This is a genomic window from Mycobacterium sp. UM_WGJ, from assembly GCF_000455125.1.
Taxonomy (GTDB): domain Bacteria; phylum Actinomycetota; class Actinomycetes; order Mycobacteriales; family Mycobacteriaceae; genus Mycobacterium.
Genome location: NZ_AUWR01000078.1, coordinates 1 through 14,080, shown reverse-complemented (window position 1 = coordinate 14,080; position 14,080 = coordinate 1). Strand labels below are relative to the sequence as shown.

The following is a 14,080-nucleotide window of genomic DNA, read 5'->3' as shown; positions in this document are numbered from 1 at the left end:
GTGCACAACGTACGCGGACGCCGTCGGATTCCACGGTGCCTCGGCGTTCGCTGAGCGAGGAAAATGTTTACCGGGCGCCTCAGCCGCGGAATTGCTGGAGCGCCCGCATCTTGTTCATCACGTCCAATGCGGCGTTCTTGTATGCCTCGGAGAAGGTCGGGTAGTTGAACACCGCATCTACCAGGTATTCCACCGTGCCGCCGCACCCCATGACGGCCTGGCCGATGTGCACCATCTCGGTCGCGTTGGTGCCGAAGATATGCACGCCGAGCAGCTTCAGGTCGCTGGTGGAGACCAGCAGCTTGAGCATTCCGTAGGAGTCACCGGCGATCTGACCGCGGGCCAGCTCGCGATACCGGGCCACCCCTACCTCATAGGGAATCGCGCTGCGGGTCAGTTCCAGTTCGGTGGCACCGACATAGGAGACCTCTGGGATCGAGTAGATCCCGATCGGCTGCAGGTCGGTGATCCCGTCGGTCGGCTCGCCGAATGCGTGGTAGGCCGCCAGTCGGCCCTGCTCCATGGATGTCGCGGCCAGGGCCGGGAAGCCGATCACATCACCGACGGCGTAGATGTGCTCGACGGCGGTCTGGAACGTTGCGTCGACGACGATGCGGCCCCGCTCGTCGGTGGCCAGGCCGGCGTTGGCCAACTCCAGGTGGGCAGTGTGGCCTTGGCGACCGGCCGAGTACATCACTGTCTCGGCGGGAATCTGCTTGCCGCTGGCCAACGTGGTGACGGTGCCGCTGGAGCTGACGTCGACGGCCGTCACCTCTTCGCCGAACCGGAAGGTGACGGCCAGGTCGCGCAGGTGAAAACGCAGGGCTTCGACGACCTCCGGGTCGCAGAACTCCAGCATCGAGTCTCGTTTCTCCACCACCGTCACCCGGGTGCCCAGCGCGGCGAACATCGAGGCGTACTCGATCCCGATCACACCGGCGCCGACGACCACCATCGACGCCGGGATGAATCGCAGGTCGAGGATCCCGTCGGAGTCCAGCACCCGTTCCTCGTCGAAGGTCACGCCGGCGGGGCGGACCGGCTTGGTTCCGGTGGCGATCACGATGTAATCGCCTGTGATGGTGGTTTTCTCGGTGCCGCCATGGCCGTCGACGACGATCGTGTGCGGGTCGATGAACCGGCCGTGTCCCAGCAGCAGGTCGATGCGGTTGCGCATCAACTGGTTGCGCACCACCTCGGTTTCCTTGCCGATCACATGCTGGGTGCGTGCCAACAGATCCGCGGGAGTGATCTTGTCCTTGACCCGGTAGCTGGCGCCGTAGAGGTCGCGCTGGTTCATCCCGGTCAGGTACAGCACCGCCTCGCGCAGCGTCTTGGACGGGATGGTGCCGGTGTTCACACAGACGCCGCCGATCATCCGGCCGCGTTCGACCACCGCAACCGACTTGCCGAGCTTGGCCGATGCGATGGCGGCCTTCTGCCCCCCTGGACCTGAACCGATCACGATGATGTCGTACTCGCGCTTGGCATCCATGACACAGACACTTACGCCCATTCGCCCCGTCGTGCATCTCGAACACGATCTGTTCACAGTTGTCGGTTCATCCCCAACCTGGTGGGCGGGCAGGCGTATGCGCGCCCCCGGTGACGGGGGTGGTCGTCAACGTGGCTGCCATGACAACCAGACAACCGCAATTCACGCTGAATCGTCCCGGAGCCCTTATCGCTGCGCTGCCGGCCATCCTTGGCTTCGTACCGGAGAAGTCCCTGATCCTGGTGGCGCTCGACAGGGGCGAGTTGGGCTCGGTGCTGCGCGTCGACCTGTCCGACGCACTTGTCGACACCGTGGGCCGGCTCGCCGATGTCGCGGCGGCCGCTGCTCCGGCCGCGGCCATCGCGGTGGTCGTCGATGCTGCGGGGGCGCGCTGCCCGGTCTGCAACGACCAGCACCGCCGGCTGATCGCTGCGCTGAGCGAGGAGTTGTCGGACCACGACATCGTGCTGCTCAGTGCGCACGTGGTGGACCAGGTGGCCCATGGTGGGCGGTGGCACTGTGTGGACGGTTGCGGCGCCGGCGGCCCGGTCGACGACCCGGGGGCATCGCCGCTTGCGGCCGCCGCGGTGCTGGAGGGCAGGCGACTGTACGCCCGGCGAGCAGACCTGCAGGCGGTCATCACGCCTGATGACGCCGCCCGCTGTGCCGCGGTGGCCGCGGCGATCGAGGACTGTGCGGCGCAGTGGGCGGCGGGGGAGGGTGATGCCCGGGTCCGGGCCCGCCGCGGCGTGGAGCAGGTGCTGGCCGCCATCGTCGCGCCGGCGGGCGGCAGGGAGCCCACCGCTGCGGAGCTGGCCCGGCTCGGATGCCCGCTCGTCGATGTGGTGGTCCGGGACATCTTGTGCGCGTTGGCAATCAGCGAGCGCGCAGATGAGGCTGAGCGGCTTTGGTCGACGTTGGCCCGGGCCTTGCCCGAGCCGTGGCGGGCCGAGGCATTGGTGCTGCTGGCGTTCAGCGCCTACGCACGCGGCGACGGCCCGCTGGCCGGCGTGTCACTGGAGGCCGCCTTGCGCGGCAAGCCGGGGCATCGGATGGCGGGCCTGCTCGACACCGCTTTGCAGTCCGGGCTGCGGCCGGAGCGCATCCGCGGGTTGGCGGACACCGGCTATCGTCTGGCCCGGCAGATCGGGGTGCCGTTGCCGCAGCGGCAGGGGTTCAGTCAGCAAGCCGGCTGACCCGTGGAGCGCTCAGACCTTCTGGACCTTGACGGCGTGCGCCATCTCGTAGGGCAGGCTGACGTCGGTGTGGCCGGGGATCACGATGGTCACGCCGTCGTCGCCGTCGGCCTGCACGGTCACCCTGGCATTGGGCACCACACCGGCCTCCTTTAGCCGGGTGATCAGGTCGATATCGCCCTGGACGTGCTCGGTGAGCTGACGGACCACCACGGCCACCGGGGAACCGGCCGGCAACTGGGTCAGCCGCACCAGATCGGAATCCCAACCGGCGGAGTCCGCGCCGAAGCCGAGGTCGGGCAGGCCCGGGATGGGGTTGCCGAACGGCGACGTGGTCGGGTTGTCGAGTACCTGAACCAGACGGCGCTCGACGTCCTCGCTCATCACATGTTCCCAGCGACAGGCTTCGGCATGTACCTCTTCCAGCGGCAGCCCGATGATGTCGACGAGCAGGCGCTCAGCCAGTCGGTGCTTGCGCATCACCGAGACGGCCAGGGTACGGCCTTTCTCGGTCAGTTCGAGGTGGCGGTCGCCGGCCACTTTGAGCAAGCCGTCGCGCTCCATCCGGGAAACCGTCTGGCTGACGGTCGGCCCGCTTTGCTCCAGTCGCTCGGCTATCCGCGCACGCAGCGGGGTGACACCCTCTTCCTCAAGGTCGTAGATCGTCCTGAGGTACATCTCGGTGGTATCAACCAGGTCATTCATTCCGCACCTTCCGTCGCAGCCGAGTCTACTTCGGCGGCTAAGGAGACGGTTAGCGAGCGACGTTCGGCGCTCCGGCGGCAACGCGCGTCCGGCGGGCCACCGAGGTCGGTGGCCCGCCGGACACGGGGACGGGCGGTGTCAGCTGGCGTACGAGCGCAGGCGGTCGGCCCGCTCACCGTGGCGCAGCTTGGCCATCACCTCGCGCTCGATCTGGCGGACCCGCTCGCGTGACAGACCGAACAGCTTGCCGATCTGGTCCAGCGTGCGGGGCTGTCCGTCGTCGAGGCCGAACCGCAGCCGGATCACCTGATGCTCGCGTTCGTCGAGGGTGGCCAGCACGCTGCGGATATCGGTGTGCAACAGCTCGGAGATCACCGCGTTCTCCGCCGACATCGCCTCGGAGTCCTCGATGAAGTCACCCAGCGGGGCCTCCTCGTCGGAGCCGACCGGCATGTCGAGACTGACCGGGTCGCGGCTGTGCTCGAGCAGGTCGTTGATCTTCTCCGCTGGGATGCCGGACTCGGCGGCCAGTTCCTCGTCAGTGGCCTCGCGGCCCAGCTGCTGATGCATTTCCCGTTTGATCCGAGCCAGCTTGTTGACCTGTTCGACCAAGTGGACCGGCAGCCGGATGGTGCGGCTCTGATCCGCCATCCCGCGGGTGATGGCCTGGCGGATCCACCAGGTCGCATAGGTGGAGAACTTGAAACCCTTTGCGTAGTCGAACTTCTCCATTGCGCGGATCAACCCCAGATTGCCTTCCTGGATCAGGTCCAGCAGTGGCATGCCCCGGCCGGTGTAGCGCTTGGCCAGGGAGACCACCAGGCGCAGGTTGGCCTCCAGCAGGTGCCGGCGGGCGGCTTCGCCGTCTCGTACCACCGCGGCGAGTTCGCGCTTGCGCTTCTCGCCAAAACGCTTGCGGGTGTCGAGCAGGTGCTGGGCGTACAGTCCGGCCTCGATCCGTTTGGCGAGCTCTACCTCGTCAGCGGCATTGAGCAATGCTGTCTTGCCGATCCCGTTGAGGTACACCCGCACTAGATCTGCGGCTGGGCTCTGCGCGTCCAAATCGCCGTCGATCCGACTGGTGGTGGCATCTGCCTTTGCCATTGCGGCCTCCCGTTGATCGGCTTCTGCTGTCACAGGTGTCAACGTCCGACACGAGTGCAGAGTTCCCGGCCGACCGCTTTTCCACACCACTTGACGTGCGGAAATACGGGAATGACTTTGAGAATGTGCTAAGAACCGGTACCGTGCGGCGCTTCGCCTGGGGCGTCGTCTCCCGATTCCGGGTGCTTCGGCCGCTCCAGGGCAGGGCGGGTGCCGGTGGGAAACAGCGGCGTGCGGGTCGGGGCTGCGTCGTAGCGGCGGGGCTCGTCGGCACTGCGAGGAGGCCGGTCGTTGGCGATCAACACGGCCATCCACGGCAGCGGGATCGACGCCACCAATATCAGCAGGGAGATCAGGCCGTTGTGCCACATTCCGTAGGCGATCGCGGCCAGGATCAGGGCAGGCACCCGGAACGCCATCAAGGTCAGGTACTTGCGTACCCGTTCGCGGTGCTGCTGCTCAAAGGACGGCGCGGCCGCGGTGATCAGAACCGGTCTGCCGTCGTCGTCGAAACCCAGCTCGGGGCCGTGCTTCATTACTCCACTGTCCCACACGAGCGATTCGGTGGCACGAGGGGTTTTGGATCAACTCCAGTTCTGGGCACAATGGGGATATGGGCATACAGACCGACACCCTTGAGCGCACCGATTCCGAGGAACGCGTTGATGACGGGACCGACGGCGACACCCCGAAGTACTTCCACTACGTCAAGAAGGACAAGATCGCCGAAAGCGCGGTCATGGGCACGCACGTTGTGGCGCTGTGCGGTGAGGTATTCCCGGTGACCAAGTCGGCCAAGCCGGGTTCCCCGGTCTGCCCGGACTGCAAGAAGATCTACGCGACGCTCAAGCAGGCTTGACCGGATCGGTGTCATCGCGGTCTGGACCGGTCTGGCCGGCTCGTGACACCACCCAGGTACGCAGCTGGTGCAGGTGAGTGGCCTGCGCCGGCCACTCCTCTTGCACCGCTGCGTTCAGCTCTGCGCCCAGCATGATGGCGAAGCCGAGCAGGAACGCGAACAACAAGAAGGCGATCGGCGTCGCCAGCGCCCCATAGGTGTAGCCGGTGCTGGTGATGTAGCGGAGGTAGATCCGCAGCCCCATCGTCGCCACCACGAACACCGTGGTGGCCAGCAGCGCGCCGAACACCAGCCGATGTGAGGGCAGCGGCTTGGGCAGCGACACCCGATAGAGCACCGTCACCGCCAGCAGCAATCCCAGCACCAGTGCCGGGTAGTAGCCGAACCGCAGCACGTCGGTCCACTGGGCCGGCAGGTGCTCGGCGATCGCGTGCGGTCCCAGTGCGGCCAACGGCGCGGTGGCCACGGCGATCACCAGCATCGCCACGTAGAGACCCAACGCGAAGAAGCGTTGTCGCACCGGGTGTCGCAGCGGCGTCTGATCGTGTGCCTCGACCACTGAGTCGACGAACGCCGAGATCGCCGACGAGCCGGCCCACAACGAGATCACGAATCCCAGCGAGACCACCTCGCCGCGGGCATTGGCCACAATGTCCCGCACGGTCGGCTCGATGATCTCCACCACGACGTTCTTCGAGAAGAAGCTGCTGGCCATACCGATCAACCGGTCCTGGATGGTGGCCAGCGTGTCCGGTCCGAACAGCGGCGCGATGTAGGACAGACTGCCCAGCATTCCCAGCAACAACGGTGGCAATGACAACACCGACCAGAACCCCGCCTGCGCCGATTCGGCGAAGATCGAATCGTCCCAGCTCTTGACCAGAGTGCGGCGTGCAATACGGAGCAGGTGATGACGGGAAGGTTTGGGGATCTGGTCACTCATGACCAGCCCAGCATTCCTGACGGGTGCTGCTATTGCACAATCGCGCAGCCGGGCGTGTTGCGTGCCGGCTCCGGTTACGCGTCAGCCGCTGCGCTGACCTGAATCACGGCGGCCAGCTCGACCAGCTTGGCTTCGTGCTCGTTGGCGTGGTGCTGGCAGAAAAGAAGTTCGGCACCGGAGGGCAGCGTGGCTCGTACCCGTGCGGCGGCACCGCACCGGTCGCATCGATCAGCCCGAGTGAGCTCAGGACTGGTCAGAGTCGCGTTCATGGGCTCCTCCGTTTCTCGCGGTTGTTCTCAAGTGTGTCAGACGCTTGAGCGTTCGGCGTTGTTCCCCGGTTCGGCTGTGTCGTGTCTCACCCCAGCGCCGGTGCGGCAGGATCGGTGCCATGACACGATCCGTGATCCCGCCCGATGTGCTGGTGCACCTGTGCAGCGCCGGGGACTGGGCGCAGGCGCAGGCTTCCGGAACAGTGCGCCCGGAGTCGTTGGACAGCGTGGGTTTCGTGCACATGTCCACCCCGCAACAGGTGCACCTGCCCGCGAACCGGCTGTATCGAGGCTGTGCGGATCTGGTGTTGCTGCAGGTGGATCCGGCTAAAGTCGGCGCACCGGTGCGCTGGGAGCCAGGCGTACCGAGCGATCCGGAGTCCATGCTGTTCCCGCACCTGTACGGGCCGTTGCCCGTCGAGGCGGTGATCGGTGTCAGTGATTACCGGCCCGGCCCGGACGGTGTGTTCGCTCCGGCCGGTTGAGGTGGAACGGGGTCGTCGGCTTGGCTGCCGACACTCGGGTGAGTTCGCTACGGGCGAACGTGGTCTGCGCCTTGGTGATCAAAATCGCGGGCACTCGCGGCCAGGCGGCGGCGACCGCGTTGATCGCATCGAGCACGGCGGGATTGAGATCGGCCTCGGGTGGCACCCGATGGCCGTGGGTGGCGGCACGCTTCAACAACGCGGCAAAAGTCGCCTGCGCTGCGTCCTCGGTCGGCATGCTGGGCGATCCTACGCCGCAACGTAGGCATCGGCGTCCTAGACCGCTCGGGCCTCGACGATCGCCAGCGGGCTGGCGGTGGCCACCACCCGTCGCAGCTCGAATCCCGCCTGGGACAGCAGTTCGGCGTATTCCCGCCGGGTGCGCTCCTGTCCGCCGGCGGCAACCAGCATCTCCAGGTCGAGCACCATCCCCAGGTGGGCTGGCGCGCGCTCGGGCAGCACCATCTCGAACAGCAGCACCTTGCCGCCCGGCGCGATGGCGGCCCGGACATTGCGCAGAATCGCCAACGACTGCTCGTCGTTCCAATCGTGGATGACGGTCTTGAGCAGGTAGGTGTCGCCACCGGCGGGGACCGACTCGAAGAACGACCCGCCGCTCAGATCGCAGCGTGACGCCACGTCGGCCACCGTCGCACCGGCGCCGGCCACCACCTGCGGCAGGTCGAACAGCACGCCGCGGGCATTCGGCGCCTGACGCAGCACCGCAGCCAGCAGCGCGCCGTGACCGCCGCCCACATCCACGATCAGCTTGCTTTTGCTGAAATCGTAGGCGGGAACCGCACTTTCGATCGCCATAGCGGACGCGCCGGTCATGGCGTCATTGAAGACCTGCGCCAGTTCGGGGTCGGTGTCGGTGTAGTCGAAGAACGACATTCCGCGCACCTTGGTGACGGCGCTTTCACCCGTCCGTACGGAGTGCTCCAGGTTCGACCAGTGCTCCCGGTGCGCCGGGTGGCCGACGAACGCCAGCATCGGCGCCACGCCGGCCGGGTTGTCAGAGACCAGCGCTCGCCCGGTACGGGTCAGGGCGAACCGGCCGTCGCGGCGCAGCTTCAGCACCGAGTGGCTGGCCAGTGCGCGCATCAGGCGGTAGGTGGCGCGCGGATCGGTGCCTACGCGGCGGGCGACCTCGTCCGCGCTCAGCGGACCAGCACTGAGCGCGTCGGCGATACCGAGTCGCACCGCGGCGGCAAGCGCCTGGGTCAGCCATCCGCCGAAGCCCAGCTCCATGATCGCCACCGACGCCGGGACGGTGGCCTGGCGTAGGCGCTGCAGGCCACCACGAAATGCGTTGACGGCACTGAGCACTGCCGCCGGGGGTGTCTTGGCCATATCGCCGCGCGCTAGTCGAGGTAGTCGCGCAAGACCTGGGACCGGCTGGGATGCCGGAGTTTTGACATCGTCTTCGACTCGATCTGACGAATGCGCTCCCGGGTGACCCCGTAGACCTGGCCGATCTCGTCGAGGGTCCGCGGCTGGCCATCGGTGAGGCCGAACCGCAGCCGCACCACGCCGGCCTCACGCTCGGAGAGCGTCTCGAGCACCGACTGCAGCTGGTCCTGGAGCAAGGTGAACGACACGGCGTCGACCGCGACGACAGCCTCGGAGTCCTCGATGAAGTCACCGAGCTGCGAGTCGCCCTCGTCGCCGATGGTCTGGTCCAGCGAGATGGGCTCGCGGGCGTACTGCTGGATCTCCAGCACCTTCTCCGGGGTGATGTCCATCTCCTTGGCCAGTTCCTCGGGGGTGGGCTCGCGGCCCAGGTCCTGCAGCAGCTCGCGCTGGATGCGGCCGAGCTTGTTGATCACCTCGACCATGTGCACCGGGATACGGATGGTGCGTGCTTGGTCGGCCATGGCACGGGTGATGGCCTGGCGGATCCACCAGGTGGCGTAGGTGGAGAACTTGTAGCCCTTGGTGTAGTCGAACTTCTCGACCGCGCGGATCAGACCGAGGTTGCCCTCCTGGATCAGGTCCAGGAACGCCATCCCGCGGCCGGTGTAACGCTTGGCCAGCGAGACCACCAGTCGCAGGTTGGCCTCGAGCAGGTGGTTCTTGGCCCGGTCGCCGTCGCGACAGATCCACGCCATGTCACGCCGGTAGGCGACCGCGAGCTTCTCGCCCTTCTCGGTGTGCTCGGCCATCTTCTGGGTCGCGAACAGGCCGGCCTCGATGCGCTTGGCCAGCTCGACTTCCTCCTCGGCGTTGAGCAGCGCGACCTTGCCGATCTGCTTGAGGTAGGCGCGCACCGAGTCGGCCGAGGCGGTGAGCTCGGCATCCTTGCGGGCCTGCCGCAGCGCTTCGGATTCCTCTTCGTCCCAGACAAAGTCGCCGGAAGCCTTGTCCTTCTCGCTGGGCTCGGCGATCTCGTCGTCGTCGTCGCCCTCCTCGCCGTCCTCGGCCGAGTCCGCCGACGCGCCTGACGTGGCGCCGTCGCCCTCGGCAGCCGAGTCGGTGTCGTCGTCGTCGAGTTCGTCCAGGCTCAGGTCGGCGTCGTCGATGTCGTCAACGCCGGGTTCGCCGTCCAGCTCTACGTCGGTGTCGAGATCTTCGGGTGCCGCGCCGGCGTCGGCGTTCTTCGCGCTGGCCTTGGTGGCCTTGGCGGCCTTCTTCGCCGGGCCCCGGGTCGACCGGGTCGCGGGCTTGGCGGCGCCGTCGGCGGCGGCGCCACGCGTCGTCGACTTGGCGGCCTTCTTGGCGGGCGCCGCTGCCTTGGTGGCCTTGGCCGCGGTCCGCTTGGCGGGCGCCGCGGCGGCAGCTTTGGCGGGAGCCTTGGCAGGCGACTTCACGGCGGCTTTGGCGGGTGCCTTGGTGGCACTGCCCTTCTTGGGCTCCTCAGTCGCCGGCTGTGCCTTGCTCGCTGCCACGTCCACCCCTTCGGTCGGACTGACTTTCGGGTCGCAGCGTCGTGCGCAACCGAAAGTGTCGGGTATGTCGAATGTCGGCTCTATTTCAGTTGGTGATCAACTGGGATAGTCGCCGCTATCGGTTAGGCGGCCGCCGTCGACCATTGTAACGACAGGGTGAGGCAGTAATCGTCGAGCGGGCGTTATTCAGCGGGTCACGTCGGCCGATGACGCCATCGCGGCCCCGACAATGCCCGCGGTGTTCTGCAGTGTCGCGGCGACCACCGGGGTCCGGTTGCCCAGCAGCGGCACCCACCGATCGGCTTTGCGGCTGATACCGCCCCCGACGATGATCAGGTCGGGGCACAGTGCGTTCTCAATCGCGATCAGCACCATGGTCACCTGCTTCGCCCACTTCTCCATGGACCAGTTCTTGCGCTCCTTGACCGACGCGGCGGCCCGGTGTTCGGCTTCTTTGCCACCCACCTCGATGTGGCCGAGTTCGGTGTTGGGCAGCAGCTTTCCGTTGTGAATCACCGCCGAGCCGATCCCCGTCCCGAAGGTGAGTAAGACGACCACGCCGCTGTTGTTCTTGCCTGCCCCGAACCGCTCCTCGGCCAGCCCGGCGGCGTCTGCGTCGTTGAGGATGACGATCCGCTGACCGTCGAGTTCAGCGGCGATCGTCTCCTGCGCGTTCAGCCCGATCCAGGACTTGTCCACGTTGGCGGCGGTCTGTACGACGCCGTTGACCACCACGCCCGGATAGGTGACACCCAGCGGGCCGGTCCACCCGAAGTCCCGGACCACCGCGGCGACGGTCCGGGCGACCAAGACCGGTGTGGCGGGGCTGGGCGTGGGCAGCTTGAACCGCTCACCGATCAGAGCGCCGGTGTCCAGATCGACGACGCCCCCCTTGATGCCGCTGCCGCCCACGTCGACGCCGAAGGCCCGTCGCTGCCGTCGCGCGCCGGCGATCGGACGGTCCTCGATCGGGGCGGGGACGGGGTCGGGGCCGGTCATCGGATCTCCTGTTCGGCGAGAGGTCGTCAGCAGGTGCCGGAATGAATCTTGGCCAGCAAAGCGGGGTCGGGCAACCCGGTGGCGTCCGGCCGCAAGCCGGCCAGCGCGGCCTCGATGTCATCGCTGTGCGACAGGCTGACGAAGTCGCTGCCGACCGCCAGATCCACCGAATCGTCGGCGCGGTCGTCGCGGAACAGTTCCGTGCACGGCGCCACCAGCCACAGTGCTGCCGCGGCGGCCTGGCCCGCTGGGCCGAACCGGATCTGGCCCTGGCAGTCCAGCCGGTCCTCGGCGTAGATGGGGTCGTTGGCGGCGGTCGGTTGGGCGAAGCCGTCGTCGCGGAGTGCGTCGGCGACATCGGCGGCCTGTCCGGCTCGGCCGCTGGCGTTGAGCACGCGGGACTTGATGTCGGCCAGTTTGGCGGGGGTGGTGCTGATCATGGCGGCACGCGGTACCTGAGTGCCCAGGCGGGGCTGGTCGGCCTCAGTCGGCGCCGGCGGGGCGTTGCACACCGCGACTTCATGGATATCGACCGGCCGGGTGAGTGCCACCCCCCATGCCACGGCGGTCAGCAATGCCAGCGCGGCCAAGGCGTATGCGGCCGGTCTGTTGTTGCGTCGCCGGAACGGCCGACCGTGCTTGTCGAACTCGGTACCGGTAGTGATTTGCGCGACCACGTACGCACTCTAGAGGGCGTTCACGGGGGCGATCACCGTGGTCAGGAATACAATGTGACGTAAATCACACTTAATCTGACCGCGATCCGGGCACGAATCATTTGGTGGATGCGTTCGACGCTGGTACAAAGCTCGCGCAGGGTTTCGAGGGGACTTGAGGGGATGAAGACCATGGCTACCGATTACGACGCCCCGCGGCGCACCGAGACCGACGACGTTTCCGAGGATTCGTTAGAGGAACTCAAGGCGCGGCGTAACGAGGCGCAGTCCGCCGTGGTCGACGTCGACGAGTCCGAATCGGCCGAGTCGTTCGAGCTGCCGGGCGCCGACCTGTCCGGTGAGGAGCTGTCGGTCCGTGTCGTTCCGAAGCAGGCCGACGAGTTCACCTGCTCCAGCTGTTTCCTGGTTCAGCACCGCAGCCGTCTGGCCAGTGAGAAGAACGGTGTGATGATCTGCACCGACTGCGCGGCCTGACGGATCTGCCCCGTTCAATCCTGCTGAGTCCGACGGCGACGGCCCTTCCCGCGAGCGGGCCGACCCACCCCGTAGGTGTGGGCGCTCCGCTGGGCATGACCCCGTCGCGTCGATGATCGGCGCTAGGCCTGCAACGCCGCCAGCAGCCGCTGCGGATTGCGGCAGCTGACCAGCCAGTACGGGGTCGGGTCGTCGGGATCATCGAGGACGGCCAAGATCATGGGCCCCACCCAGCCGCGATGGACGACATATGCCGCCGGATCGAGCTGGCGGCCCAGCGCCGCTGACTTGGCCGACTGCGGGACCTCGGCGCAGCGCGCGATCGCCGTCGTCGGCAGGTGCGCGTCACCGGCCCACAACTGCGTTTCTCCGCCGCTTTCGACGACGCGGACCTTGATCCGACCCAGCCACAACAGGGCGCCGACGGTGATCGCGAAGAACACCGCGAACGGCAGCCAGCCGGGCAGAGTGCGCAGGCCCAAGCGGACTTCGTAGGCCATCAGACCGTTACCCAAGAACCCCAGTGGCCACCACCACCACGGCACCCACAGCTGTTCGCTGTAGCGCACTGTTTGCGATGCCCGATGGTTCACGCGCGACCCCGACATCCGGCTAAGAGTAGTCTTGCGCCTCGTGTCACCCAGTCTTGCGGTTGTTCGCCTGGATCCGGATCTTCCACTGCCGAGCCGTGCGCACGCCGGCGATGCCGGCGTCGACCTCTGCAGCGCGATCGATGTCGAGTTGGGCCCAGGTCAGCGTGCCCTGGTACCCACCGGAATCGCCGTGGCGATTCCGTTCGGCATGGTCGGCCTTATCCATCCTCGGTCGGGTTTGGCTGCGCGGGTGGGCCTTTCGATTGTCAACAGTCCCGGCACCGTCGACGCGGGCTATCGTGGTGAGATAAAGGTCTCATTGATCAACCTGGACTCGGCGGTGCCGATCGAGATCCACCGGGGCGACCGGATCGCCCAGCTGCTGGTGCAGCGGGTCGAGCTTCCGGAACTGGTCGAGGTGACCTCGTTCGATGAGGCCGGGCTGGAACCGACGACCCGTGGTTCCGGTGGACACGGGTCCTCCGGTGGGCACGCGAGCCTGTGATGGCTTGTGACGAAGAAGCGATGAAGGTGGGCGGCTGTGATGGCATTCGGTAGGGGTAAAGGCAAGCGCGAGGCCGACGAGCCGACGAGCGCCGGGCCGGAAGCCTCCGGAGCAGCGGACGAGTTCGCATCCGATTCGGAGCAGCTGGAGGGCCCCTTCGACATCGAAGATTTCGACGACCCCGCAGCGGCGACGACGGCCCGGCTCGACCTGGGTTCGGTGCTGCTGCCCATGCCCGCGGGTGCCCAGGTCCAGGTCGAACTGAGTGAGGCGGGTGTCCCGAGCGCGGTGTGGCTGGTGACGCCCAACGGCCGGTTCAACATCGCCGCCTATGCGGCGCCGAAGTCGCCGGGTCTGTGGCGCGAGGTGGCCGGGGAGCTGGCCGACGCACTGCGCAGGGACAACGCGATGGTCAGCATCGTCGACGGGCCGTGGGGCCGGGAGGTGCTCGGTTCGGCGACCGGTGCCGTCCGGTTCATCGGGGTCGACGGCTACCGCTGGATGGTGCGCTGTGTGATCAACGGTCGGCCCGAGACCATGGATGTGCTCGCACAGCAGGCCCGAGAGGCGCTGGCGGACACGGTCGTCCGGCGTGGCGACACTCCGCTGCCAGTGCGCACCCCGCTGCCGGTCCGGCTACCTGAGCCGATGGCCGAGCAGTTGCGGGCTGCCGCGGCGCAGCAGGCCGCGGCGCAGCAGGCGGCGGCCCAGCAGGCGGCGGCCCAGCAGATGGCCGCGGCGCAGCAGGCCGCCGTGTTCGGCGGAGGCGGCGACGTACCGCCGGCGCCGGCCGCACGCCGCAGCGTGGAGGGATCCGCGATGCAGCAGTTGCGCACCATCACCGGCGGGTAGCGAGCCTCGACGCAGGAGAGGCGAAGCTGGGCCGCC

18 protein-coding genes are annotated in these 14,080 nt (G+C 67.4%); 6 read left to right on the top strand and 12 right to left on the bottom strand.

Going from position 1 to position 14,080, the window contains the following annotated elements; genetic code table 11:
* Window positions 1-79: 79 nt before the first annotated feature.
* Entirely contained in the window at window positions 80-1,495 is a 1,416-nt protein-coding gene (sthA, locus tag N416_RS0119780) for a Si-specific NAD(P)(+) transhydrogenase (RefSeq protein WP_024443828.1), read from the bottom strand.
* A gap of 140 nt (window positions 1,496-1,635) precedes the next feature.
* Here sthA and N416_RS0119775 point away from each other — a divergent pair, with 140 nt between their 5' ends.
* Entirely contained in the window at window positions 1,636-2,691 is a 1,056-nt protein-coding gene (locus tag N416_RS0119775) for a DUF4192 domain-containing protein (protein WP_024443827.1), read from the top strand.
* Window positions 2,692-2,703: 12 nt separating this feature from the next.
* Here the strand turns inward: N416_RS0119775 and N416_RS0119770 are convergent, their stop codons facing one another.
* From N416_RS0119770 to N416_RS21940, 3 genes are all read right to left on the bottom strand, one after another.
* Window positions 2,704-3,396 (bottom strand): metal-dependent transcriptional regulator, encoded by a 693-nt coding sequence (locus tag N416_RS0119770; protein ID WP_024443826.1) that lies wholly within the window; start codon window positions 3,394-3,396, stop codon window positions 2,704-2,706.
* A 138-nt stretch (window positions 3,397-3,534) separates the two neighbouring features.
* Window positions 3,535-4,500 (bottom strand): sigma-70 family RNA polymerase sigma factor, encoded by a 966-nt coding sequence (locus N416_RS0119765; RefSeq protein WP_036458705.1) that lies wholly within the window; start codon window positions 4,498-4,500, stop codon window positions 3,535-3,537.
* Between the two features lie 128 nt (window positions 4,501-4,628).
* On the bottom strand, window positions 4,629-5,054 hold the full coding sequence (locus N416_RS21940; protein ID WP_024443824.1) for a DUF3099 domain-containing protein: 426 nt from the start codon (window positions 5,052-5,054) through the stop codon (window positions 4,629-4,631).
* 65 nt (window positions 5,055-5,119) lie between these two features.
* Between N416_RS21940 and N416_RS0119755 the strand changes: the two genes are divergently transcribed.
* Window positions 5,120-5,359 carry a DUF3039 domain-containing protein gene (locus N416_RS0119755; protein ID WP_036458716.1) on the top strand — a complete coding sequence of 80 codons (240 nt, stop codon included), beginning with the start codon at window positions 5,120-5,122 and terminating at the stop codon, window positions 5,357-5,359.
* Here N416_RS0119755 and N416_RS0119750 read toward each other — a convergent pair.
* Together N416_RS0119750 and N416_RS0119745 are read right to left on the bottom strand one after the other, a co-directional pair.
* The gene (locus N416_RS0119750; protein ID WP_024443822.1) at window positions 5,346-6,302 is read right to left on the bottom strand and encodes a YihY/virulence factor BrkB family protein; all 957 of its coding nucleotides are present in this window, start codon (window positions 6,300-6,302) and stop codon (window positions 5,346-5,348) included. The two genes, N416_RS0119755 and N416_RS0119750, sit on opposite strands and share 14 nt — an antisense overlap.
* Window positions 6,303-6,376: 74 nt before the next feature.
* Window positions 6,377-6,571, bottom strand: a complete 195-nt coding sequence (locus N416_RS0119745; protein WP_024443821.1) for a hypothetical protein — start codon at window positions 6,569-6,571, stop codon at window positions 6,377-6,379.
* A 119-nt stretch (window positions 6,572-6,690) separates the two neighbouring features.
* Here N416_RS0119745 and N416_RS0119740 point away from each other — a divergent pair, with 119 nt between their 5' ends.
* The gene (locus N416_RS0119740; protein ID WP_081654639.1) at window positions 6,691-7,056 is read left to right on the top strand and encodes a DUF952 domain-containing protein; all 366 of its coding nucleotides are present in this window, start codon (window positions 6,691-6,693) and stop codon (window positions 7,054-7,056) included.
* On the opposite strand, the gene N416_RS0119735 is transcribed toward N416_RS0119740, so the two are convergent.
* The 5 genes from N416_RS0119735 to cei all read right to left on the bottom strand — a co-directional run bounded on the left by N416_RS0119735 (window position 7,007) and on the right by cei (window position 11,620).
* Window positions 7,007-7,294 carry a hypothetical protein gene (locus N416_RS0119735; RefSeq protein ID WP_024443819.1) on the bottom strand — a complete coding sequence of 96 codons (288 nt, stop codon included), beginning with the start codon at window positions 7,292-7,294 and terminating at the stop codon, window positions 7,007-7,009. The genes N416_RS0119740 and N416_RS0119735 overlap by 50 nt on opposite strands.
* A 38-nt stretch (window positions 7,295-7,332) precedes the next feature.
* Window positions 7,333-8,409 carry a methyltransferase gene (locus N416_RS0119730; RefSeq protein WP_024443818.1) on the bottom strand — a complete coding sequence of 359 codons (1,077 nt, stop codon included), beginning with the start codon at window positions 8,407-8,409 and terminating at the stop codon, window positions 7,333-7,335.
* 11 nt (window positions 8,410-8,420) lie between these two features.
* The gene (locus tag N416_RS0119725; RefSeq protein ID WP_024443817.1) at window positions 8,421-9,944 is read right to left on the bottom strand and encodes an RNA polymerase sigma factor; all 1,524 of its coding nucleotides are present in this window, start codon (window positions 9,942-9,944) and stop codon (window positions 8,421-8,423) included.
* Between the two features lie 186 nt (window positions 9,945-10,130).
* Complete coding sequence (gene ppgK, locus N416_RS0119720; protein ID WP_024443816.1) at window positions 10,131-10,943, bottom strand: polyphosphate--glucose phosphotransferase; 813 nt, start codon at window positions 10,941-10,943, stop codon at window positions 10,131-10,133.
* A gap of 26 nt (window positions 10,944-10,969) precedes the next feature.
* A complete protein-coding gene (gene cei / locus N416_RS0119715; RefSeq protein ID WP_024443815.1) occupies window positions 10,970-11,620 on the bottom strand; it encodes an envelope integrity protein Cei in 651 nt (216 codons plus the stop codon).
* A 171-nt stretch (window positions 11,621-11,791) separates the two neighbouring features.
* On the opposite strand from cei, the gene N416_RS0119710 reads away from it, so the two are divergent.
* Window positions 11,792-12,094 carry a DUF4193 domain-containing protein gene (locus N416_RS0119710; RefSeq protein ID WP_013829371.1) on the top strand — a complete coding sequence of 101 codons (303 nt, stop codon included), beginning with the start codon at window positions 11,792-11,794 and terminating at the stop codon, window positions 12,092-12,094.
* Window positions 12,095-12,216: 122 nt separating this feature from the next.
* Here the strand turns inward: N416_RS0119710 and N416_RS0119705 are convergent, their stop codons facing one another.
* On the bottom strand, window positions 12,217-12,702 hold the full coding sequence (locus N416_RS0119705) for a DUF3093 domain-containing protein (RefSeq protein ID WP_024443814.1): 486 nt from the start codon (window positions 12,700-12,702) through the stop codon (window positions 12,217-12,219).
* A gap of 25 nt (window positions 12,703-12,727) precedes the next feature.
* On the opposite strand from N416_RS0119705, the gene dut reads away from it, so the two are divergent.
* Together dut and N416_RS0119695 are read left to right on the top strand one after the other, a co-directional pair.
* The gene (dut, locus tag N416_RS0119700; protein ID WP_024443813.1) at window positions 12,728-13,192 is read left to right on the top strand and encodes a dUTP diphosphatase; all 465 of its coding nucleotides are present in this window, start codon (window positions 12,728-12,730) and stop codon (window positions 13,190-13,192) included.
* Window positions 13,193-13,231: 39 nt separating this feature from the next.
* Window positions 13,232-14,044 (top strand): DUF3710 domain-containing protein, encoded by an 813-nt coding sequence (locus N416_RS0119695; RefSeq protein ID WP_036458704.1) that lies wholly within the window; start codon window positions 13,232-13,234, stop codon window positions 14,042-14,044.
* Window positions 14,045-14,080 lie beyond the last annotated feature (36 nt).